This is a genomic window from Desulfopila aestuarii DSM 18488 (genome assembly GCF_900143695.1).
In the GTDB taxonomy this organism is placed as follows: domain Bacteria; phylum Desulfobacterota; class Desulfobulbia; order Desulfobulbales; family Desulfocapsaceae; genus Desulfopila; species Desulfopila aestuarii.
Window position 1 is genome coordinate 1 of record NZ_FRFE01000033.1, and the last position, 22,349, is coordinate 22,349.

Consider the following 22,349-nt stretch of genomic DNA (forward strand, 5'->3'; position numbering starts at 1 on the left):
CAGCTATATTGCCTACCAGGTCACGCAGACTCTTTCTTCCGGTCAATTGTGCAATCATCATGGCCATGAACTGACTCCAGCGATTGAAGGAGCGAAACTTTTGGCCTTGATGGTACTGAGTTGCCAGTTTTTCAAAATCATGTCTCGGGAAAAATGAGGCAAGTTGATTGAGGATTGTGTTACAATAAGCCATGGCTCGGATCTCCTTGTATTTGAATGACATTTCGCAATTTCATTATAACACAAGAAGCTCTCCGAGCCTTTATTTGTTGGTATTTACTCGTAAATTTATGAGACAGCATTGGTCTTCTGTAATGAATGGGGCACAGACAGATGGGGCATGAAAATTATTGTCTGTGCCTACCTACTTCAAGCTGCACAAGAGAACATGGACAAAGCAGTCCAGGTAAGATGATTTTTTACTGCCCTGATTTCCTCAGATTTGGCTAGAAAAATGTCGGTAATATGTGGGTCGAAGTGGACTCCTCTGCTTTCCTGGATCATGGCAAGCGCCTTTTCGTGACTCCATGCTTTTTTGTACACCCTGTCAGAAGTCACAGCATCATAAACATCACAGATGGCTGTAATGCGTGCAGCAAGAGGAATTTCTTCGCCCTTTAAACCATCGGGATACCCACTGCCATCCCATTTTTCATGATGAGAACGAGCGATGGATTCAGCGAGCGCCAAATATCCTTCGTTACCGATCCGCTCCTTAAAATATCTATTTGCCGCTCCAAGAGTCTCGCATCCCATAAGTGTTTGCTGTTTCACAGCTTCGTACTCCTCAGGAGTGAGGGAATCCGGTTTAAGTAATATTGCATCGGGAATCGCGATTTTACCAATATCATGCAGGACAGAAGCGTTTGCGATATCAGAAAGATAACTATTCCTTTGTCGGAGATAATCTTTAAACTGAGGGGTGTTGAGCATGGCTCTGGTGAGTATCTCAACAAATTTTCGAATTCGTTGTAGGTGTTGTGAAGTTTCTGCATCCCTGTATTCGGCAAGACAGGCCAATGCTTCAATGGAAACTGTTTGGGTCAGTTGTATTTCACGACTAGTTTTCAGGTTGTGAAAATAACTCAAGACTAAAAACATACATGCCATGAGAAACATGAATAGGACTTCGAGACCCGTGTGCAGAATATCCTCAGTACTGGCAAACGGTGTGTGATGATGAGAGATAACACCAAAAAACAGTTCTCGGATGATAGGTACAACGGAAAGCATAGTGATGAAGGCGAGATACTTTTTCCAATTCTTTCTCATAGGTCCTTCGGTTGTTTTAGCTATTGAAATCTGACTAGTAACGGGGCTGTCAGATTATTCTGTTGGACATCCGATAAAATTTATTATTTGCCAGATTTCTTCATCTTCAAGGTCTCCGGTAAAAGATGGCATGTCACCCTTGCCTGTACTGATCTTCCAGAAAAAATCCCCGTCTGAGTGGGAGGCAAGTCGTTTTCTGAGATTTGGAGTATCTTTACGGAGTCCAGTTTCTGACGCAGTAATGCCTTCTCCACTGTTACCGTGGCAAGATGCGCAATTTTCGAGATAGAGGGTTTGTTGTCTTTTTAGAGAGCTACTTTCACATGGAATGGGGTTTTTCAACATTGCGGCCTCTGCTGGTGCCATCCATTCATGAGCATAGGCTATCTGGCACCCTAGTGAAACTGCAATTCCTAAGGCAAATAGCAGTCTCATTGAATTCATGTTGTGTGTAAACATGTCTCCTCCATATTTCTAAATTTCAACGGCGTTAAGATTCAATGGAATATCTATAGCAGTATACATTACCGGCGCCTGTAGACACTCGTTTTAGATATTCTCGGTGACGTTCAGAGGTCGTTTATGTCCTGTTGTCGATTGAGATGGTTCACTTTTACCTTATAATGTTAAAATGTTAGACATTTGCAATGTTAACGTGTTGCTGTAAAGGTATAAGTGATGGTGGAGGTCAAAAGGAGATAGCACGGAAAGTAAGCTATCTTCTTCGACCTGGAGATTGTTTGAAAGTATCTGTTCACAGATGTAGGAGCACTATGATTGGTTTTTCAGGAATCATAATATCGATATGTTATTTTATCTGAGCTGGATTTCTCGAGATTTGAGATGGATATCTCATATGGCTCTAATTGCGGGAGGGTGAACCATCCTTGTATGCTGTAATTGGCGCAATCATAGGCTATGGTGTGTTTCCAACCTGTTAGTCAGCGAATTTCGGTCGCGTTTATGCTGCGTATGGAGGGGTCTTTGTAGTCATGTCAAAGGGTACGCCATCAGCAGAAACAGCCTGTTGTTAAGGCTGTATCGTTAGATTTTTAGGAAAAACTACAAGGTTATCCACTTCCGGGAAGATTCCAATGTAGTCACCGATAGTGTGGTTGTGATGGCTGGATACAAGAGCCCTGCATTGTTCTCCGGACGGTAATTCGAGTTGATAGAGAATATTCGGACCTCGAAATGACTTGTGGAGGACCCTTGCTTGTACCTGAGCATGGTCAACATGCAGAACATCTTCCGGGCGAACAAGCAGATCAACCTCGCAGCCCGATTCACAGGGAAGTGAAAGATTTCCTTTCAGCAGTCCCAGGCCGCTTTCAACCTGACCCGGTCCTGTAACCACACCTGTTACCAGTGCCCCATCACCAACGAAGGTTGCTACCTCAAGGCTTGCCGGTCGATGATAGACATCATAGGCATTGCCCCACTGCTGCATTGTACCGTAAAAAAGCACCCCGATCTTATCAGCCACTGAAAAGGCTTCATGCTGGTTATGGGTTACCATCAGGGCAGTTGTACCTAGTTCCTTGAGGATATCACGGACTTCAACAGTGAGCCTGTCACGTAACAACGCGTCGAGATTAGAGAAGGGCTCATCAAGTAGGAGCAACTCGGGTTCTGGTGCCAGGGCTCGTGCAAGCGCCACTCGTTGTTGCTGACCGCCTGAGAGTTCATGGGGATATTTATCTGCAGCCTCGGCCATACCCACAAGATCCAGCATTGTTTTGACTTTTTCCTTACGCAACCGTGATGTTTTGCCACGAATGCCGAACTCAATATTCTGTAGAGCAGTAAGGTGTGGGAAGAGCGCGTAATCCTGAAAAACCATGCCGATTGATCGGTTTTCGGGAGGAACGTTAAGGATGGGGGTCGAAACAACCTTGCCATTTATTTGTACCAGCCCTTTATCGATTGCTTCAAAACCTGCAATTACTCGAAGCAGGGTGGTTTTGCCGCAGCCGCTTGGCCCCAGGAGACAACCGATTTCACCCTTGGCCATTGAAAAGCTTACTTCATTGGCGACTTGGTTCGTCCCAAATGACTTGCATACCTGCTCGACCTGCAGAAGTGGAGATGTATTTTGCATAATTATTTCTCAGATTGTCGTATGAGGAGAACAACCGGGATCATTGAGGCCAACACCAGATACAAGCCTGGCAGTGCAGCTCTTTCCCACTCACCTTCACTCGTCAATTCATATATTTTGATAGCCAGGGTATCCCAGCCAAAAGGGCGCGTCATGAGCGTAATCGGCATTTCCTTTACGACATCAACCATCAGCAGTATAAGTGCGGTGAGCAATCCTTTTCGTAATAAAGGGAGATGAATAGTAAAAATTAGCGCTCTCCCCTTAACTCCCATTAGTCCTGCAGCTTCATCGAGGCTTGGGCTGATGCTTTGCATTGCACTGTCTACAGCCCCGAAACCAGCCGCCATAAATCGTACCATATACGCCATGAGCATCACGAGGACGGTTCCCTGTAAAAGTGGGCCTGTTTGAATATTGAATATGTGTTGAAGGAGAGTCTGCAAGTGGTTGTCAAACCAGGAGATGGGGAGAAATATTCCTACAGCCAAAACTGTTCCTGGTAGAGCATAACCAAGAGTGGAGACTTTACAGAGAACCAGGTTCAGAGTACCAGGTGACCTTCTTTTGACATAGGCGAGAAGTATAGCAGCAGAACAGGTGAGCAGAGCAGCGCCTGCTCCAAGCAAAAGGGTTCGCCCGGTTTGAGTCATGTAGTTGGGAAGTCCAGCGATACCGCCTGCCTTCACAACCCAGAATACAAGCTGGATTACCGGAAGTACAAATGCTACGATCACAACAATAGAACAATAGCATGTTGCCGCAAAAGCCTTTCCACCGTGCAGTGCGATTCTGCTGTGAACAGTGCTGCTTCTGGCACTTGAGAAATATCTCATTCTTGAGCGATACATCGTGTCGACAAGTACGAGTATCATTGCGAAAATGACCAGAACTGAAGAAAGCTGGGCGGCAGCCTGCAGAGAAAAGAAGCCGAACCAGGCTTTATAGATTGCAGTGGTAAAGGTATCGTAATTGAAAATGGAAACTGCTCCAAAATCAGCAAGGGTTTCCATTAAAACAAGGGCGAGGCCACTTGCTATCCATGGCTTTGCCATCGGCAAGGCAACCTGCCAGAATGCTGCCCACGGGGCCAGGCCAAGAGTCCGTGCTGCTTCTATAAGTACGCGACCCTGGCTGAGAAATGCGGATCGGCTGAGAAGATACACATACGGGTAGAGAGTGAGGCTGATACACAAAATGACAAACGGGGTAGACCGTACCTCGATTATGGTTCGCTCAAACCCTGGAAGGGTACGCATGGCGGTCTGTACAGGCCCTGCAAAATCCATCACGCCTATAAAAATGAAGGCCATTACATAGGCTGGAACAGCCAGAGGCAACGTGAGTGCCCATGAAAAGAACGAACGTCCTGGAAATGAGCACGCTCCGGTCAACCAGCCGAGTGATACGCCAAGGCATGCTGTACATATCAGAACGCCACTGCTCAACAAAAAAGTGTTAAGCAGTAGCGAGGTGAGTACAGTTTCAGCCAGATGTTTCCAGATTTCCTGTTCGGGTTGAAAGAGAGATGCAAATATAATCCCTATAGGGACCGCTACCAGGCCGGCCAGGATGACAGCAGACAGCTGCCATCCATCCAGCCGGATTGATAATCTGTTCAAGTATCTTTGCATTGGAAATAATTACTTATATCCCACGCGATCCATCAACATGATGGCTTCGCCCTGCAGCTCACCATACTTTGCGACATTCATCGGGTTGCCGGTAAATGTTCCCCATTTGGCAACAACCGGGTCGAGACTCACTGCCCTATTCACCGGATACTCCATGTTCAGTCCGGCAAACTGACCTTGTGCTTCTTCACTGGAGAGCCACTCGAGCAGCTTTATTGCTGCCTCTTTATTCTTGGCATGACTGGTGATTCCTGCGCCACTGACATTCATGTGTACGCCATTGCTATTCTGGTTTGGCCAGAAAATGGCCAGCGGCAATTCAGGTTTTTCCTTCATCAATCGACCAAAATAGTATGTGTTTACGATGGTGACGTCACCTATTCCTGCGGCTACAGCTTCAAGGGCCTTGGTATCGTTGCTGAAGGGGTCGGCTGCAAGATTTGCTACCCAGCCGGTAACAAGCTGCTCAGCCTTTTCAGGGCCATGTTCGGCTATGAGGGAGGCAACAAGAGACTGGTTGTAGACCTTCTTTGATGTGCGGAGAATCAGTCGTTTTTTCCAGTTTTCATTTGCCAGATCTTCGTAGGTTGAAAGCTTTTCGGCAGCATCCGAAGTGGTGTTGTAGACAATTGTTCGAGCACGTACTGAAAGACCGAACCACATGTTTTCAGGGTCCTGCAGGTTTGCAGGGACATTTGACTCAAGCACTTCTGAGGTTATGGGCTGCAAAACCCCTGCTTGTGCAGCTTGCCAGAGATTACCGGCATCGACGGTAATAAACATGTCTGCGGAAGTGTTGGTACCTTCAGACTTGAGTCGTTCAAGCAATGCACCTGCATCTCCGGTGACATACTTCACCTTAACTCCGGTCTTTTTCGTGTAGGCCTCGAAAATCGGCTGTATGAGATGCTCATTGCGGGCGGAATAGACAATTACTTCATCGTCACCTGCAGAGGCATTCATTGGAAGGCATATGCCGAGCAACATCATAACAGCAAACAGTCTGGAAAACATTTCGTACTCCTTGAATTGGTTTTGGGGAAAATTGATTATGACCTCCCGAATCTGTTGTTGGGGGTCGTGTAATAATTTCGGGCATCCTAAGATAAAGATAAGTTAGAGTCAACTAAAAAAACTACAATGTGGTACATCCGTGGAAATTTGAAAAACGTTCGAAGAGGATGGGGGACACTTTATCTCTGAATGTACAGGAGCTTACCCAAAATATTATGTCACAGGAGTCTTGGCTCTTCCAATAGCAGTTACCGGACTAGAGCAGTCAAATTTTTAGAAGAATAAGGATTCTTGACAATTTAGAGTAATTACTCTAATGTTTTGGGAAATCATTGCAGGACCACATCCAACCTTTACAGGGAGAATGCTATGAGAATTCTGCTTATTCAACCGGCGAGCAGCATCGCTTTCATTGACCGGGTTTACATGCACGAACCTTTAGCCCTAGAGTATCTTGGGGCTGGGTTGAAGCTTGACGGACACGATATTTTGCTGCTTGACGGCCGTATAGAGGGCGATGTGGTGAAGTCAGGCATAGATTTCCAGCCCGACATCGTCGCACTAACCGGATATACCAGTCAGGTTAACATCATCAAAGAACTTGCTGAAGAATTCAAGGCCTCATCTACAGCGCCTTTCGTGGTTGTTGGTGGACATCACGCCACGGTTCGTCCAACAGACTTTAACGTCTCCTCAATTGATCTAGTGGTAATAGGCGAGGGGGTGACGTCGCTCAGAGAAATCGCAATTGAGCTTGCCTCACAGAAGAATTTCAATGCTATTGAAGGATTAGGGATCCCTGGGAATACGATGCAGTTCACTCGAACTCGCCCTCATTGCAACTTAGACGAACTTCCCATGCCAGATCGCGCTCTCACTGACCGTTATCGGAGTCATTATTTCAGCGAATGGCTGCAGCCACTTGCCTCGGTTCGAACTTCACTCGGCTGCGTTGGTCGCTGTAATTTTTGTGCATTATGGTCACTCACAGGTGGAAAGTACTTGAAGCGATCACCTGAAAATGTTGTTGTGGAATTACAGAATGTTAAGGAGGAAAATGTTTTTTTCTGTGATGATGAATCAATGTATGATGTGAAAAGGATGGCATTACTAGCCGACCTTATCCGTGAGAAAGGAATCCAAAAAAACTATTTTCTTTATGCACGGGCAGATACCATTGTTCGCCATCCAGACCTGTTTGCAAAGTGGCGTGATATTGGTCTTCGCCAGGTATTTGTCGGAATGGAAAGTTTTTCTAATTCCCATTTGCAAGCCATGAACAAGGGGCTCACCCTTGAGCAACAGGAGGAAGCTGTGAGTATATTGAAGGAGTTGGGGATACTTCTTTATGCCTCCTTTGTTGTAGATCCTGATTTTTCGAAAAACGACTTCCGTTCCCTTACGGCGTATGTCCGCCGCCTTAAACTTAATCATGCGTCCTTTTCAGTTCTTACGCCACTGCCAGGCACAGTCATGCATGAAGAACGGTATGCGGAGTTGTTCCCATACCGTCCGGAAATGTACGATTTTATACATACTGTTTTACCGACTCGGCTACCTCTGACCGATTTTTATGATGAATTTGCCCTCCTCTGGCAACGTGCCATACCGCTACATCGTGCATTGAAAACCTTCTCTTATTATGGAGTAAAGCGATTGCCTGGAGTGTTTCGCCTGCTAAGCGAGGCGACTTCAACGATGCGCAAGTCGCATCTGGACCACCTTTAGACGAGGTGCTGGTAAGCCGACTATGACAGCAAAAGCCAAAATGAAAACACGGGATAAAATTCTTGAGAAGGCATTGACTCTATTCAATGAAAGAGGGACTGCCTCGGTGACGACAAACCACATTGCCGACGAAGTCGGTATCAGTCCAGGAAATCTATACTACCATTTCCGTAATCGTGAAGAGATCATTCGTTATATTTTCGAGATGATGGAGGTGGAAAGCCGAGAAGGCTTCGGACCTATTGCCAATAAGGCACAGGCAATGGGGCTACAGGCTTTTGAGGAGACTTTTCGCTTTATCCAGCAATTCAACCAGCGGTTTATCTTTTTTAAGCGAGAGCTACCGATCTTGCTGATGCGTGACCCTAAGCTGAAAGTGCGTTTCGATATTGCTCATCAGGATACGTTATCTCTGATACGAACTCTTGTTGATGGTGCTGTCGCTGGAGGTTTACTTCGTCATATTGAGGTTGAGGAAAGACAACTTCTGGCCGAGATGAGTTGGATGCTTACTCTTTTCTGGCCAAATTATTTGGAAATTTCCGGGGAAGAGAATTTTAACGAAGGGCTTGAACGAGGGATTGCTATGATCCGATTACTTGTGCATGAGTTTAAAGCGGATGAATGACCTCCAGTGAGATATGTAGAGCAATGCAGATAGAAAAAGAGATTGACCGCAAAAGATTAAGGAAAACGATAATTTTCAGACTGGTATGTAAATGCTGGGCTGGTCAATTTTAAGGAATGTATTCACCTTGAGATTTTGCTTGATTCACTTAAAGAACGGTTCGATTTTTCATCGTTCTTTAAGCAAGAAGCATTTTCACGATATCTCGCCGAATTTTGTTATCGCTTCAATCGTCGATTCGGATTGGCAGAATTGATCCCCTCCCTTTGTCTACGTTGCGCTCAGAATTCCGCCAATTCCCCAGCGCCTCTTAATGCTGGCAGAGTCCCATGAGTAGTCAGAAAAAACATGGCCATGCCGAAGTGCTATCTCCCTCCACTTTCAGTACTTCCACCTTGAGTAGTGTGTTACCTTTTCGAAACACTCAATATATGACAATGTGCGTCAATAGTGTATAACTTAAGTGTCTCAGTTAGTGGACTGATACTTGCAGCATATATTCCTATTCAGGGATTTTGTCAAAACTGTGAGGTTAAAATGAACTGGCTGAAACTCATCCTGATGGGCGTATTTCTTTTTGCCTCTCCATCAGCAACTCTGGCTGAACAACCAGAGGCCGTACTTCGTGCTGGTGTTGCCAGCATGATCACCCCGGTCAGCGCTGTAAAATATTATCAGCAGGTCGTGGAGTATATCGGCAGGAAACTTGGTAAGCCTGCAAAAATGGTTCATCGCACAACCTATGATGAAATTGATGTGATGCTCGAAAACAAAGAGCTGGAGGTCGCATTCATCTGCTCTTCGCCATATGTTTTGAATCACGAAAAATTCGGTGCAGAACTTCTGGTTGTGCCTCAGGTGGATGGTGAAGTGTATTACCATTCCGAGATCATCGTGCATAAAGACAGTGAAATAGAGGCTTTTGAGCAACTGCAGAGCAAAGCGTTTGTCTTTGTCGACCCAAAATCCAACAGCGGCAAGCTCTACCCCACCTACCTGCTGGCTAAGCAGGATCATACCCCCGAATCATTTTTCTCATCCCAGCTTTACAGTTACAGCCATAATAAATCAGTTGAGCTGGTCGCCAAAAAAAGGGTCGATGGTGCGGCTGTCGACTCGATCGTCTATGCCTTCATGAAAGCGACTGGGTCCCCTTACGCTGAACAGACCAGAGTAATTCATCGCTCCCCCTCATTTGGCATCCCACCTGTAGTCATTCCGCCGGATCTGCCGTTCCACATGAAAGCATCACTGCGGGAAATATTTCTTGAAATGCATAATGATCCTGAAGGAAAAGAAATTCTCGACCAGATGAGAATTGAAAAGTTCGTCGAGGCCAGCGATACGAATTATGATTCAATCAGAGCTATGCGGGCCTTCATTGACAACAGTGACCTCCATCGTACAACCAGCCAGGATGAAGGAAACAGCATCAACAAAACCAGCCGCAATGTTGTCCTGTTCGGTGTTCTGCCACGGGACAACCCTATTCTTGCTTATGAGCGTTACCAACCCTTGATGGATTATCTCACTGAAGCGACAGGGATCAAAACCGAACTGCATCTTGAAAAAAGCTATCAGGCAGTTGTCAACAGCCTGGGACAGGGCAAAATAACCTTTGCCCTTCTAGGTCCGCTCACCTATCTGGATGCTCACAAGCGGTATGGGGTTGTGCCAATAGCCAGGAGCAGAACAGCCAAAGGAGAGAGTTCCTTTCGCAGCGTCATTGTGACAGCAAAGGAGAGCAGTATTGTTAAGCTCACTGATCTGTCGGGTAAAAATTTTGCTTTCGGGGCATTATGGTCGACTTCCGGTAACCTTATCCCACGCTATATGCTCGCCTGGTCTGGAATACATCTCGACAACCTCAACAGTTATCAACATTTTAACTATCACGACACCATCGCCAAAAAAGTGATCAGCGGCGAAGTAGACGCTGGAGCCCTGCGTCAGGCCACCGCCGAGCGTTATACAATGTATGGTATGCGGATTATTGCCACTTCGGATCCGATACCCACCGGCCCGGTAGTCGCTGCCTCCCAGACCCCGTATCCGCTTATTCACTCATACCAGAAGGCCTTACTGGAATTGGCAGACAACAATCGGGGAACAGCTATTCTGCAAAAGCTCGACCTCGACATGCAGGGAGGATTTGTCACCACTTCTGATGCCGACTATTTTGAAATCAGAAATATGATCAATGATGTTCCAACGACCTGCGGCAAAGACTGCCACCCCAAAGTTTCCTTTTAATAAAGGGATCATATGCGCCTTTCCCTGCAAACAAAATTCATCCTGGTCACCTTTCTTGCAGTTTTTGGCATTATAGCGGTGATCGGTCTCGTCACCGCCGCAAAAACCAGAACAGCCCTCTATCTCGCCAATGAGAAACAGGGACGAATACTGGCCCAGACGGTATCCGCCCTTATCATTAACGAGCTGATATATGAAAAACTTGGTTTGGTTGAGGAAGGCGGCCTCATCGACAACTATATGCGCGACCTCCATCAACGAAGCGATATAGCACTGAACTCCGTGGCTGTACTCGACAACGGTCTGCGTGTTATTTCACATAGTGATTTTCGGGAATTCGGCAAAATCTACACAAGCGACTTTATTCGCCAGGCACAGGAAACAGACAACGTTCAGGTACGGAAAAATCCAGCCCAGAACGACATGGCAGCCTCTCTCGAATTTGCCGCTCCGCTTTCCATCGAAGGCAAACGCTGGGGGGTTCTTACCTTTTCATTGTCCCTTGCGGAAATGGATGAAGAGATGAAGGACATGATTGCCCAGATTCTCTCACTTTCGATAATGGCCTTATTGCTGCTCTTTCTTCTCATTTACCTCTTAAGCCGACAGTTCATCAAACCAGTCATCGACCTCTCCGAAGCCATGGGCGAGGTCGAGGTTGAAATGGGGGAAAAAACGGTACAGGTTTCGGGTAATGACGAGTTGGCTCGCCTTGCCGAGAGCTATAATGAAATGGTGAAACGTATTCGCCGCGCCAATGAGGAGATGAAGCTGGCCCATGAAAAACTGCTGCAATCGGAAAAACTGGCAACATTGGGCGTTTTGTCGTCAAGCATCGCCCACCGCATCAACAATCCACTGGGCGGCCTGTTCAATTGTGTAAGTATGCTTCGTCGGCAGGGAGAGGATCAACAGTTCAGGACTGACTACCTCAATCTGGTGGAAGAGGGCTTGCAAAGCATCAAGGAAACAGTCGGACAGCTTCTCTATACTGCCGGAAAAAGAGAGGGTGAGGCAAGGATCTCCAGCATCGACACGGTATTGAATGGTGTATTGCGTTTTCTCGATTACCGGTTGAAAAAGCAGAACATTCTTTTTACATCCGCGGTTGAGAATGGCATCTCTGCCTCGATAGCCCCCCATGATCTTGAAGAAATCTTCCTTAATACCATGATCAACGCTGTTCAAGCCATGCCGGCAGGCGGTGAGTTGCTGGTCGAGGCACGGCGAGCCGGCAAGAACATTGAGTTGCTGATCAGGGATACAGGCATCGGGATACCTGAAGAAAATTTATCCAAGGTATTCGCTCTGTTCTACTCAACCAAAAAAGACGGCGAAGGAACAGGGCTTGGTATGTGGATGACCTATGAACTTGTGAAAAAATATAAAGGCGATATCTCTGTGACAAGCAAAGAGCAAATCGGTACAACCGTAACCATAACGATCCCGGAGGTCACATGAAGCATTCCATTCTGTTGGTTGAGGATGAAAAGATCGTCAGGGTTTCTTTGGCCGATGCATTGAAATCAGAAGGGTACACGGTGCTGCCGGTGGCAGATGGCAACCAAGCTCTTGCAGCCATTTCGGAAGCTGATTTTTCTCTGGTTATTACTGATATCAGACTGCCGGAGGTGAGTGGTGTTGAGATATTGCGTACTTCTCTTACCGAAAACTCTTCAACACCGGTAATCATGATGACCGCGTTCGGCAGCATCAAAGATGCAGTGGAAGCCATGCGCATGGGGGCATTTGACTACATCACCAAACCTTTCGATCTCGATGAGATGCTGCTCACCGTTAAAAGAGCCCTGGAGTTGCAAACCATCACCTGCGAAAACATCCGTCTGAAAAAAGAACTCACAAGTTATTACGGTGGCCCCAATATCATCGGTGAAGGTAAGGCAATGCAAGCCATTTTTGCATTGCTGGACAAGATCAGCCGAACCGACTCGACAGTACTCATTCTAGGCGAATCGGGGACCGGCAAGGAATTGGTCGCGTCAACTATCCATTACCAGAGCAGCAGAGGTAAAAGGCCCATCATCCGGGTTAATTGCGCTGCATTGCCTGATGAACTGATCGAAAGCGAACTGTTTGGCTATGAAAAAGGGGCGTTTACCGGAGCCGTGGCGAAAAAACCCGGAAGGTTCGATCTTGCTGACACCGGCACCATCTTTCTTGATGAAATAGGTGACCTGCCACTGTTAACGCAGACCAAAATTCTGCGTGTACTTGAGGAACGGACCTTCGAACGTCTTGGCTCAACCGAATCAACCACTGTCAATGTACGAGTAATCGCGGCGACAAACAAAGACCTTGAAAAATCCGTTCACGAAGGAAAGTTTCGGGAAGATCTCTACTATCGGCTCAACGTCATTCCCCTGGTTCTGCCTCCTCTCCGCTGTCGGCAGGAGGACATTCCTCTGTTGATCGATGCTTTTACCAGAAAATTCAACGATCAGATGGGCACAGATGTGACCTTTTCAGCCGAATCTGTTCATATGCTGATGAACTATCATTTTCCTGGCAATGTTAGAGAATTACTTAATATTATAGAACGCTGTATTGCTTTGGCCTCGGAGAGAGTCATACGACCGGATGATCTCCCTCTTCACCTTTCTGGTACCCGTGCGCAGAAAACTTCACTACTGACACTTCAGGATATCACCGCTGAAGCAGAGAAAAACCATATCATTCAGATCCTCAAGCTAACCGGCGGAAATCGATCACGCGCCGCGGAAATACTGGGCATAAGTAGAAAGACCTTATGGGAAAAGATTAACGGACACCAGCTTGCCCTTTAGAGGGAATTGCACATATACTGCAATGGTGAGAGGTCGTTTCGTTTCCGTAACACTACACCCACATCGCACCTCACATTATTACACCTACTGTATTAAATACATTGGATGTTTCAGGCATTTCACTCTGCCACTCACTCCACGACTGTAAGAGCATTGACTAACACATAGATGTCACTGCTATTTTACAACCTTTCATCATTGTACGTTACGCAAATGTAACAACTTGGGCGCTTAGGGCCATGGCACGAAAAATGCTACTATGTGGTCATATCCATGCGGTGTCCCAGATACACAACCCAATACAGTTCACGGAGGTTACTATGAGAATCAAACGGAGGGACTTTCTCAAGCTGTCGGCAATTGCAGGGGCGGCAGCTCTTAGCGGTTGTGCAGGCTCAGACTCGGGAATGAATGCTCTTGCCAGCGGCAAAGGGGGTGGCGGCAAGATCGGTGAAGGACCTGGTGAATGGAGACCAACCACTTGTCAGGGCTGCACCACCTGGTGTCCGGCCGAAGTGTTTGTCCAGGATGGAAGGGCTGTAAAGGTTCAGGGCAACCGGCATTCCAAACAGAATGACGGAAAAGTCTGCCCAAGAGGCCATCTTTCCCTGCAACAGGTCTATGATCCTGACCGGCTTAAGGTACCAATGAAACGTACCAATCCCAACAAGGGCAGAGGCGTTGACCCTATGTTTGTACCAATCAGCTGGGATGAGGCTCTCAACACCATCGCCGACAAAATGATGGAACTCCGTAACGCCAAAGAGCCGGAGAAATTTTGCCTGATGCGTGGCCGCTACACCTATATGCGGGATGTTATTTATGATGTGCTTCCCAAGGTTTTCGGAAGTCCAAACAATATTTCGCATAGTTCGACTTGCGCTGAGGCTGAAAAATTCGGTTCTTTCTATACTGAGGGCTACTGGGATTATCGCGACTACGACCTCTCCAACTCGAAATACATCCTCATTTGGGGATGTGACCCGGTTGCCAGTAATCGTATGATCCCCGCAACCATCAAACGGCTTGGGGATGCTCTCGACCGAGCGACCGTGGCTGCAGTAGATCCGCGACTCACCACCAGCGCAGCAAAAGCCAGTGAGTGGTTGCCACTTATACCTGGTACAGATGGCGCGCTCGCTCTTGCCATGGCACATGTCATCTTGAGCGATGGCGGTTGGAACAAGGAATTTGTGGGCGATTTCAAGGATGGTGTCAACCGGTTCAAGCCAGGACGAAAGGTCAACGAAACTGATTTTGTGGAAAAAGAGACCTATGGTCTGGTCAAGTGGTGGAATCTCGTCGTCAAGGACATGACTCCGCAAAAGGCTGCAAAAATAAGTGGTGTTCCTGCTGATCAAATCATTCGAGTAGCAAAAGGTATGGCTGCAGCGGCACCCAATGTAGCGGTCTGGATGGGACCAGGCGCTGCCATGCAGGCCAGGGGCGCGTACTCCGCCATGTCAGTCCATGCCCTTGCTGGTATTCTCGGCAGTGTGGACAATGTCGGCGGATCACTCCAGACAGCAAAAATTCCGGCAAATAAACTTGATAGTGACCTCCTCAAGAAATACCAGGATGAACTGGCCAAAAAGCACAGTAAACTTGAAAAAATCGATCAGCGCGGCCGTCTTGAGCTTCCAGTTATTGCCAGCGGCAAATCAGGTGGAGGTGTATCTACAAATAACGCCCCAAACGGTATCCTGAATAAAGATCCTTATGAAATAAAAGTTCTGGTTGGCTACATGAACAATTTCGTTTTTTCCAGCAACGGGACTGATCGTTGGGAAAGAGCGTTATCCTCTATACCGTTCACTGTGCACCTGACCACCAATGCCTCGGAGTTCACCATGTTTGCTGATATTGTCCTTCCGTGCTCGGTGAGCATGTATGAACGGTACGGCTACATTAAAACCAAGGCAAATCGTTACGCCGCATTAAGCTTGCTGCAACCTGTGATTAAGCCAGTCTGGGATGTTATCGAGGACGAAACGGAATTCCCTTTTCTGCTCGCAGAAAAGCTGAAAGAGAGAGGCTTCTCGAATCTCTACGACTGCCTGGTCGAGATGTATTCAGACCCCGAAACCGGCGACAAGCCGAAGACCTCAAAAGAGATGTCGGTTTTTGCCCTGAAATATTATACCAAGCCTCTCTGGGACGGAGAAAAGGACACCCACGGCGACAAAATAAATGGCTGGCAGGAAATGCTCTCCCGCGGCATGTGGAACTCAGAAGCATATAAGTACAAGAGTCACTGGGGTGGAAAGTTTGCAACGGAAACAACGAAATTCGAGTTCTACAGTGAAACTCTCAAGAAAGCCCTGGCTGGTCACGCCGAAAAACACAAGGTGGATATTGATACAGTCATGGAGAAAAGCAATTATACCGCCCGCGGAGAGCTGGCCTTTGTGCCCCACCATGAACCATCACTGCGTCATGGTAGCAAGAAAGATTTTCCACTGCTCTTTATCGATTATAAATCCCGCCTGAACCGGGAAGGCAGAAGCCAGAACAGCCCATGGTATTACGAATTCAAACACGTTGATCCGGGAGATGTGGGCGGCCAGGATACTCTCCGTATCCATCCAGTAGATGCGGCCAAATATGGCATCAAGGATGGCGATAAGGTCAAAATCACCTCCATGGGTGGCAGCGGGGAATGCATTGCCAGGGTGTGGGAGGGGGTTCGTCCAGGAACCGTCAGCAAGTCTTACGGCCAGGGCCACTGGGCCTACGGTCGCACCGCAACCGCTGATTTTGGGAAAAGTGCAACCCGCGGGGTCAACAATAACACCATCATTCCATGGGAGCTGGAACGTCTCTCCGGCTCAAATGCCAGAAACGGTGGCCATGCTGCAGTTCGCATTGAAAAGATCTAGGAATGAGGAGGAAATAAACCATGAAACAATATGGAATGGTAATTGATCTGAGGAAATGTGTCGGCTGCGGCGCCTGTGCTCTTGCCTGCAAGACCGAGAACAATACCTCATTACGTGGAAACGGCCAGACTCATAACTGGGCAGATTTTATCCACGAAACCACCGGGACTTTTCCACATACCAAGTTCCGTACACTTCCGGTGCTCTGCAATCACTGCAGCAACGCCCCATGCGTAGAAGCCTGTCCTGTCGAGCCTAAGGCTATGTTCAAGACAGCTGACGGTATTACTATGCATAATGATGAACGCTGCATCGGCTGCCGAGCATGTCAGGACGCTTGTCCTTATAGCATGGACGAGGTCATGAAAGATGGATCGTCGGGAGAGTACAGTGTCATCAGTTATAACCAAGAGGGTGAGCCGACCCAGAAGTTCTTTACCAGCAAAACAGAAGTGATCAAAAAATGCTCATCTTCTGGTGCTGAACTTGTCAGCTTAACCAAAGCTAACCCCCCGTATCGACACAACTACAATCATCCGGACTATGAGAATGTCCGCCGCGACAACATCGTCGAAAAATGTATCTTCTGTGACCATCGATTGAAAAACAACCAGCAACCGGCCTGTGTTGATGCCTGCCCATCTGGGGCCAGGGTATTCGGAGATCTGAACGATCCAGGTAGTGAGGCAGCACAGCTCCTCAATAAAGATAAAGGATTCGTTCTCAAAGAGAGCGAGGGAACACTGCCAAACGTTCATTACATCCGTGAATACTCCGCACGGTAATCTCAGACCAACATCATACCGCGCCACGAAACACCAGTGGCGCGGTTAACTATGGACATCTATGAACACTATACTTGATCACTCCGCTGACGAAATACTTGATCGAGGGAACTGTTTTAAACTCCTCGCCGCCTGTTTTTATGAACCGGAGAAGAAACTGTTTATTGAAGAGGCACTCTGCGACAAGCTGCATGGACTTCTCGAAAAATGTGCCCCTGGCGCAGCAGGCCATGTGAAAACTATGCAGGAGAGTCTATTAAAATTGGAGGAGCAGCAGCTTAAAATCGATTACTCAGCACTTTTTGTCGGACCATTTGAGCTCATTGCCGCACCATATGGCTCTATCTATCTGGAGAACGAGCGGAAAGTCATGGGGGAATCCACGCTGGCCGTTCAACGGTTTTACGAAAATTCCGGCCTAATGCTGGACATTCAGGAACCCCCGGATCATATAGCAATCGAACTCGAATTCATGTCCTTTCTCTGCATCAGTGAAGCCGAGGCCCTCACTACTGGTGATATGGAAACCGCGATACGGCAAAGGGAACTGCAGGTTGATTTTGCCACAACCATGATGAGCTGGATACCGTTACTTGCTGAGAATATTCAGGCTGGAGCTCAGACAGAATATTACAAGGCGTTGGCTTCCTGTCTGGAGCGATTTTATGACATCAGTCTTGCCATATATGATCCCGGCGTTACACCAGCCTGCTATGAACAGCCGAATACCTGCTCATAACAATGATAGAACAGCTTGAAAAAGAAACAGCGTACATGCTGCCAGACATTACTGTCCATGCGGAGAGATGTCTGCAAAGACGACTTACTAGATTCCAGTGTTCCCTATGCGTTGATAGTTGTCACAGTAACAATGTCACATTGAAAGAAGGTGAGATACACATTGACGCCGATTCCTGTACCAAATGCGGAAAATGTATCACAGCCTGTCCAGCAGAGGTGTTCGTCATTGAGGATGATGAGCATTATAGAGTACTGGAACAATTGGAGCCATCTGTTCAGATGGTCATTTCCTGCCGCCGGCAAATCTATGATTCGCCCTGCGTTCTACATGTCCCCTGCCTTGGTGCATTGCCATTTGAGTTTTTTCTTTTTCTCGCGATCCGTCAGGAAAACGATATTGTCATCAATATGGCAGAATGCGCTCAGTGCACAAATTCACATGTTACTGACCATGTCAAAGCCATTGTCAGCCGCATAGAGCAATTGCCGCTGCCACGACCATTGGCAAAATTCATCAGTGTCAGAGATAGCGATGAGCTGCCTGTCCATGAATCAGGGAACCGGAGATATTTCCTGGCGGATATGGGTGACAAGATCCTGTCATTTATGCGTAACCGTTTTGAAAAACAAGCTTCTACCTCAATCCCATCCCGCACGCATCGTCGTAGTTTGAGTGGAAAATCAAGAATACTACAAAAAGCTATCGCACTATTAGACCGAGAAAGCAGAAAAGTTGTCAGTGCAACCTGCCTGCCTCTTTTGACCATACAAAGATCATGTTCATTATGCCCACGATGTGCAGGCATCTGTCCTACCGGCGCCTTAGAAAGAGTTTCAACCAACGGTAATAAACAGCTCATCTTCAATTCTGAAAAATGCTCGTCCTGCGGTCTGTGTGTAGCATTCTGCAAGGAAAATTCGCTCCAGCTGAGCGCTAGAGGCGAACCCTGGATTCTTTAAGTACAATCAGGAATCTTACCTGGCCTGACAATATTGAAAGAAGTATAGACAGGGCATCAACTTCCATCCTGATAACCCGGAAGTTGATGCGAAGCAACAGCCGTAAAATACAGCCCCTACACGTCTTTGGGTGTACATACGAGCACATCACGCTCATCGTTGCTGATATGGCAATGTGTATGAAGTATCTCCTTCATTTTCATGCGTGCGCGGTGAAGGCGCGCCTTTACATTGCCCCTCGTGATCTGTAGCACCTCGCCGATTTCTTCATAGCTCAGGCCTGCGATATCAGAAAGGCAGAGTATCGTTCTATATGACTGTGGCAGGAGGAGCATCTTCTCCTGCACACAGCGACTCATCTCGTCCCGCTCCATCTGCTTTCCCATCGGCAGAATATCTGCGGCAAGTACCGCTTCGACACTATCCAGGCTCTCGACCCTCTTTCCGGAAAGCGCTTTGAAATGATCCTGACAGAGGTTGTAGGCGATGCGCAGCAGCCAACTTTTAACCTTCGAAGGATCTTCCAATGAAGAGAGCCTCTTATACGCTTTGATAAAAGTTTCTTGAGTCAGATCGTCGGAAGCCCATTGATTTCTCACCATCATGTTGATGAATCGGCGAACAACAGGCTGATATTGCTCAACAATAGAATAATAATCCAACTCGGAAGATTTCAACATATCAGCAACACGTCGTTTTCTCACGCGAACAGCAGGGTTGTTCGCTTTCTGTATTTATCCCCAGAGTTTCGTTAACAGCATTCTTCATGAAGATCGACGCTCCGGTTTTCACCTTGTTGGCGGTTTCAACCACCGCCCCTATCTCTTCTTGTTTTACCCCAAGCTCCCAGGCTCTCTCAAATAGCTTGTCGAAACAGGGAATGCAATTTGCCCCGACGGCCGCCGCCAAAGCAACCAGAACATCGGTTTTTTCATCCATTTTCACTCCTCCTTATTAATAAACCGCCAACCCTCCTTGGGTCGACCTCTTCCTGTTAGACAGAAAGCAGAGGAAAAAGGTTACACACGGGCAAAAAAATAATTTACCCGCCGTTCTGTAACCTTTTTTCTGAGGCTGCCGTCTGAACCATATTGACGTGCAGTACAAACAATCAACCGAAAGGAGATTCGCAATGAACAAGGACAACACATTTATTTTAACCGTTGAAAAAACTGAAGGCCATTGCCCAATTGGGGAGATTGTCGGCAAAAAGAATTGCAGCTCAGGAAAAACTCCTGTGTTTTCCTGCGAAGGGGCCTGCATAAGAGGTGAGATCGCAAGAAAAGCGGCAAACCTGGTGGCAAAACATGGCCCATATCGTAGAGGGTGCTATGGAGAACTATTGACGGTCCCACAGTCTGCAATTGCCAAATGGGCATTGTCAGCCAAGAAAGCTGTCTTGATCGATGGCTGCTTTCTCAGATGCCATGGTAGGATCATGGAGAACCTTTTCGACAGCGACAGACTTATTCAGTTCGACGCCCTGTCTCATCATAAAAAATATAATGAGATATTTGACATGGGCGAGGTTCCGGAAGCTGAAAGAAATGCTGTGGCGCAAGATGTCGCCGAATGGGTGATGCAGTCACTCAAAAAGATCGACGAAGGACAATACCTTCAGGCCGCTTCTTCCTCCTGTGGTCAGTGCTGCGGTTGAGGACAGCTCAGTCTTTCTACTAGCGGGAAGGCTAAGATCCACATGGAACTATCTCTCTATTTCACCTTTTGCCGCCAGCGTGAAAGCTGGTGGCGAAAGCGATACGAATTGCCCACAGGTTCTCGCCACCAGCTTTGCCAGACCAATAGGACCGGACATCGAACATGCCGTAAATAGTAGAAACAACATAAAGTTTCTAGATGTGTAGAATAATTTTCAAGCTGGCATGTAAATGCTGGGCTGGCCGCAATGCATCAAAAAGATGGATTGATGGTTGCGTATCCATCAGGTAATCCTATTTGTAGCATAATGATATTGTTGGTATATAGTTTTTTTCTTTAGCGGAATTACACTGCTAATGAACAATATCCAATTTGCTAAAATGTTCAGGAGAATTGTTATGAGATTGCTGGGTTTAGTCATTCTTTTTGTTTTAGGCGCTGTAACCTCTGTTTGTGCTGGCGACTACAACTATATTTCTGCAAAAGATATGAAAAGCAGAATTGAGACAGGAAGTGATGTTATTATCGTAGATATCCAGATTGAAAAAGAATTCAAACAGCATCATTTACCCGGATCAATCGCTACCTATGCTTATCCGGTAAAGACAGAAGCTGAGCGTGCACAGATCGACAAAGCCGTTCAGCGGTTTCAGGAATCAGGGAAAGATGTCGTTATTGTTTGCCCTAGAGGAGAAGGCGGGGCAAAGCGTTGTTACGACTATATGAAAAAGAATGTCCCTTCAGAAAAAATCTATATCCTTGAAAAAGGCATCGCCGGCTGGCCCTACCACGAGTTGCTGCAGAAAGGATGACAGGGGCTGTGCGGTTCAAACTCATTGCTAGTAAAAGGAGGACGTAATGTCATCACCAAGAGAAATTGTCCAAAACTTTAAGAAGGGAATGTCTGTCTTGTCCGAATCTCTGCCGGAAACGATTCCTGCCCTTGCTGGTTTCATGGGAGCTGCAGCTAAAGACGGTGCTCTCACATATCGTGAAAAAGAGTTGATTGCAATCGGTGTAGCCTTGTACTCACAATGTCCGGAGTGTATTGCCGTTCATTGTCAGAAAGCACTTGAAGCCGGTTGTACCAGGCAGGAAATCCTCGAAGCTGCCGGTATGGCGATGGTTTTCGGAGGAGGGCCGGTTTTAGCCTCCAGTGCCACGCTTCTGCAGGAGTGCCTTGATGAATTTGCCAAGTAACCTCCCTTCCCGAACAGTTCAAAAAATTTGAAATTATAAGATATATCAGAATATCTGCTAATCTTAAGGATCGTTACAGTTGCAGATTGTAACGATCCTTAGTTATTTATGTTTTCATCAATATATTAAGTCGTTGAAACCATCCTTGTTCCCTGATGCTCAAGGTGCATGTCTTTTGGCATTCTCCTCAAATTACGAACAATTGCCAATTAAGATCTGTCCTGAGAGATCATAATCGTAATAGAATTATGGGGCTCCATGTCATAACCGGCATGGGGCCTTTCTGCGTTTAAACCAGAGGAGGATAAAAGAAATGAAGACCATCAGCAACATCGACCAGCTGCCAGATAACCTAGTAGAGTTCATCCGTGAGGTATGCCCCTATAGGATTGTATGGTGATGAACGCACATTTCGATTTGTTGCTTGCTTTATGGAAGAACAACACTATAATAGCAAGCTTCATTCTTCTGATTGTTGGTGTCCAGTATGCCAGTGGTTTAAAAACATGATGACTGCTCCTCGTAGTTTTTGAAAGATACCAAGGTCGGCAAATTCGCTTAGTACTGGCTCGATTCCTGGTACGGCATTAAGTAATTTGAAGGGTTAAGTCAATCAATGACTTGACCTTTTTTTGTTTGATTGCCAAGGGACTGAGATGAAGCAGCGATATGCTTATGACGTCATATTTTG

20 protein-coding genes and 2 pseudogenes are annotated in these 22,349 nt (G+C 46.9%); 14 read left to right on the top strand and 8 right to left on the bottom strand.

The window, feature by feature from the left end:
• The 3 genes from BUF15_RS21850 to BUF15_RS21860 all read right to left on the bottom strand — a co-directional run.
• Positions 1-193, bottom strand: a 193-nt coding sequence (locus BUF15_RS21850) for a DUF4372 domain-containing protein (RefSeq protein WP_143170830.1), incomplete at its 3' end; no start/stop codon positions are given.
• Positions 194-369: 176 nt separating this feature from the next.
• A complete protein-coding gene (locus BUF15_RS21855; RefSeq protein ID WP_073615847.1) occupies positions 370-1,272 on the bottom strand; it encodes an HD-GYP domain-containing protein in 903 nt (300 codons plus the stop codon).
• Positions 1,273-1,326: 54 nt separating this feature from the next.
• A complete protein-coding gene (locus BUF15_RS21860; protein ID WP_073615848.1) occupies positions 1,327-1,731 on the bottom strand; it encodes a c-type cytochrome in 405 nt (134 codons plus the stop codon).
• A 482-nt stretch (positions 1,732-2,213) separates the two neighbouring features.
• Between BUF15_RS21860 and BUF15_RS28460 the strand changes: the two are divergent.
• Positions 2,214-2,306, top strand: a pseudogene (locus BUF15_RS28460) (hypothetical protein); the annotation flags it as partial.
• Here the strand turns inward: BUF15_RS28460 and BUF15_RS21870 are convergent.
• From BUF15_RS21870 to BUF15_RS21880, 3 genes are read right to left on the bottom strand one after another with little or no spacing between them, the layout of a single operon-like run.
• Entirely contained in the window at positions 2,303-3,373 is a 1,071-nt protein-coding gene (locus BUF15_RS21870) for an ABC transporter ATP-binding protein (RefSeq protein WP_073615849.1), read from the bottom strand. The pseudogene BUF15_RS28460 and the gene BUF15_RS21870 sit on opposite strands and share 4 nt — an antisense overlap.
• Positions 3,374-3,375: 2 nt before the next feature.
• Positions 3,376-4,995: an ABC transporter permease gene (locus BUF15_RS21875; RefSeq protein ID WP_234981248.1), complete on the bottom strand. Its 1,620-nt coding sequence runs from the start codon at positions 4,993-4,995 to the stop codon at positions 3,376-3,378.
• Positions 4,996-5,016: 21 nt separating this feature from the next.
• Complete coding sequence (locus BUF15_RS21880) at positions 5,017-6,021, bottom strand: extracellular solute-binding protein (protein ID WP_073615851.1); 1,005 nt, start codon at positions 6,019-6,021, stop codon at positions 5,017-5,019.
• A gap of 369 nt (positions 6,022-6,390) precedes the next feature.
• Here BUF15_RS21880 and BUF15_RS21885 point away from each other — a divergent pair, with 369 nt between their 5' ends.
• From BUF15_RS21885 to BUF15_RS28465, 10 genes and pseudogenes are all read left to right on the top strand, one after another.
• Positions 6,391-7,749, top strand: coding sequence for a B12-binding domain-containing radical SAM protein (locus tag BUF15_RS21885; RefSeq protein WP_073615852.1), 1,359 nt, complete (start codon positions 6,391-6,393; stop codon positions 7,747-7,749).
• A gap of 22 nt (positions 7,750-7,771) precedes the next feature.
• Positions 7,772-8,377 (top strand): TetR/AcrR family transcriptional regulator, encoded by a 606-nt coding sequence (locus BUF15_RS21890; protein WP_073615853.1) that lies wholly within the window; start codon positions 7,772-7,774, stop codon positions 8,375-8,377.
• A gap of 195 nt (positions 8,378-8,572) precedes the next feature.
• Positions 8,573-8,714 (top strand): annotated as a pseudogene (locus BUF15_RS27880) (IS1595 family transposase); the annotation flags it as partial.
• A 200-nt stretch (positions 8,715-8,914) separates the two neighbouring features.
• Positions 8,915-10,630, top strand: coding sequence for a phosphate/phosphite/phosphonate ABC transporter substrate-binding protein (phnD, locus tag BUF15_RS21895; RefSeq protein ID WP_073615854.1), 1,716 nt, complete (start codon positions 8,915-8,917; stop codon positions 10,628-10,630).
• A 12-nt stretch (positions 10,631-10,642) separates the two neighbouring features.
• Positions 10,643-12,091 carry a sensor histidine kinase gene (locus BUF15_RS21900; protein ID WP_073615855.1) on the top strand — a complete coding sequence of 483 codons (1,449 nt, stop codon included), beginning with the start codon at positions 10,643-10,645 and terminating at the stop codon, positions 12,089-12,091.
• Positions 12,088-13,434 (top strand): sigma-54-dependent transcriptional regulator, encoded by a 1,347-nt coding sequence (locus BUF15_RS21905; RefSeq protein WP_073615856.1) that lies wholly within the window; start codon positions 12,088-12,090, stop codon positions 13,432-13,434. Before BUF15_RS21900 ends, BUF15_RS21905 begins: the two co-directional genes overlap by 4 nt.
• A gap of 320 nt (positions 13,435-13,754) precedes the next feature.
• On the top strand, positions 13,755-16,313 hold the full coding sequence (locus BUF15_RS21910) for a molybdopterin-dependent oxidoreductase (RefSeq protein ID WP_073615857.1): 2,559 nt from the start codon (positions 13,755-13,757) through the stop codon (positions 16,311-16,313).
• A 20-nt stretch (positions 16,314-16,333) separates the two neighbouring features.
• Complete coding sequence (locus BUF15_RS21915; protein ID WP_073615858.1) at positions 16,334-17,098, top strand: 4Fe-4S dicluster domain-containing protein; 765 nt, start codon at positions 16,334-16,336, stop codon at positions 17,096-17,098.
• Positions 17,099-17,159: 61 nt separating this feature from the next.
• On the top strand, positions 17,160-17,837 hold the full coding sequence (locus BUF15_RS21920) for a TorD/DmsD family molecular chaperone (protein ID WP_073615859.1): 678 nt from the start codon (positions 17,160-17,162) through the stop codon (positions 17,835-17,837).
• Between the two features lie 35 nt (positions 17,838-17,872).
• Entirely contained in the window at positions 17,873-18,799 is a 927-nt protein-coding gene (locus BUF15_RS28465) for a 4Fe-4S dicluster domain-containing protein (RefSeq protein WP_407642642.1), read from the top strand.
• A gap of 116 nt (positions 18,800-18,915) precedes the next feature.
• Here BUF15_RS28465 and BUF15_RS21930 read toward each other — a convergent pair whose 3' ends face one another.
• Positions 18,916-19,479 (bottom strand): RNA polymerase sigma factor, encoded by a 564-nt coding sequence (locus BUF15_RS21930; RefSeq protein WP_073615861.1) that lies wholly within the window; start codon positions 19,477-19,479, stop codon positions 18,916-18,918.
• A 1-nt stretch (position 19,480) separates the two neighbouring features.
• The gene (locus BUF15_RS21935; protein WP_073615862.1) at positions 19,481-19,738 is read right to left on the bottom strand and encodes a hypothetical protein; all 258 of its coding nucleotides are present in this window, start codon (positions 19,736-19,738) and stop codon (positions 19,481-19,483) included.
• Positions 19,739-19,931: 193 nt separating this feature from the next.
• On the opposite strand from BUF15_RS21935, the gene BUF15_RS21940 reads away from it, so the two are divergent.
• From BUF15_RS21940 to BUF15_RS21950, 3 genes are all read left to right on the top strand, one after another.
• On the top strand, positions 19,932-20,456 hold the full coding sequence (locus BUF15_RS21940; protein ID WP_073615863.1) for a putative zinc-binding protein: 525 nt from the start codon (positions 19,932-19,934) through the stop codon (positions 20,454-20,456).
• 400 nt (positions 20,457-20,856) lie between these two features.
• Positions 20,857-21,270, top strand: coding sequence for a rhodanese-like domain-containing protein (locus BUF15_RS21945; RefSeq protein WP_234981249.1), 414 nt, complete (start codon positions 20,857-20,859; stop codon positions 21,268-21,270).
• 46 nt (positions 21,271-21,316) lie between these two features.
• Entirely contained in the window at positions 21,317-21,658 is a 342-nt protein-coding gene (locus BUF15_RS21950; protein ID WP_073615864.1) for a carboxymuconolactone decarboxylase family protein, read from the top strand.
• Positions 21,659-22,349 lie beyond the last annotated feature (691 nt).

Coding starts and splice junctions, on each gene's coding strand:
- BUF15_RS21855 (WP_073615847.1), bottom strand. CDS start 1,272: ATGAGAAAGAATTGGAAAAAGTATCTCGCCTTCATCACTATGCTTTCC.
- BUF15_RS21860 (WP_073615848.1), bottom strand. CDS start 1,731: ATGTTTACACACAACATGAATTCAATGAGACTGCTATTTGCCTTAGGA.
- BUF15_RS21870 (WP_073615849.1), bottom strand. CDS start 3,373: ATGCAAAATACATCTCCACTTCTGCAGGTCGAGCAGGTATGCAAGTCA.
- BUF15_RS21880 (WP_073615851.1), bottom strand. CDS start 6,021: ATGTTTTCCAGACTGTTTGCTGTTATGATGTTGCTCGGCATATGCCTT.
- BUF15_RS21885 (WP_073615852.1), top strand. CDS start 6,391: ATGAGAATTCTGCTTATTCAACCGGCGAGCAGCATCGCTTTCATTGAC.
- BUF15_RS21890 (WP_073615853.1), top strand. CDS start 7,772: ATGACAGCAAAAGCCAAAATGAAAACACGGGATAAAATTCTTGAGAAG.
- phnD (WP_073615854.1), top strand. CDS start 8,915: ATGAACTGGCTGAAACTCATCCTGATGGGCGTATTTCTTTTTGCCTCT.
- BUF15_RS21900 (WP_073615855.1), top strand. CDS start 10,643: ATGCGCCTTTCCCTGCAAACAAAATTCATCCTGGTCACCTTTCTTGCA.
- BUF15_RS21905 (WP_073615856.1), top strand. CDS start 12,088: ATGAAGCATTCCATTCTGTTGGTTGAGGATGAAAAGATCGTCAGGGTT.
- BUF15_RS21910 (WP_073615857.1), top strand. CDS start 13,755: ATGAGAATCAAACGGAGGGACTTTCTCAAGCTGTCGGCAATTGCAGGG.
- BUF15_RS21915 (WP_073615858.1), top strand. CDS start 16,334: ATGAAACAATATGGAATGGTAATTGATCTGAGGAAATGTGTCGGCTGC.
- BUF15_RS21920 (WP_073615859.1), top strand. CDS start 17,160: ATGAACACTATACTTGATCACTCCGCTGACGAAATACTTGATCGAGGG.
- BUF15_RS28465 (WP_407642642.1), top strand. CDS start 17,873: ATGCTGCCAGACATTACTGTCCATGCGGAGAGATGTCTGCAAAGACGA.
- BUF15_RS21930 (WP_073615861.1), bottom strand. CDS start 19,479: ATGTTGAAATCTTCCGAGTTGGATTATTATTCTATTGTTGAGCAATAT.
- BUF15_RS21935 (WP_073615862.1), bottom strand. CDS start 19,738: ATGGATGAAAAAACCGATGTTCTGGTTGCTTTGGCGGCGGCCGTCGGG.
- BUF15_RS21940 (WP_073615863.1), top strand. CDS start 19,932: ATGAACAAGGACAACACATTTATTTTAACCGTTGAAAAAACTGAAGGC.
- BUF15_RS21945 (WP_234981249.1), top strand. CDS start 20,857: ATGAGATTGCTGGGTTTAGTCATTCTTTTTGTTTTAGGCGCTGTAACC.
- BUF15_RS21950 (WP_073615864.1), top strand. CDS start 21,317: ATGTCATCACCAAGAGAAATTGTCCAAAACTTTAAGAAGGGAATGTCT.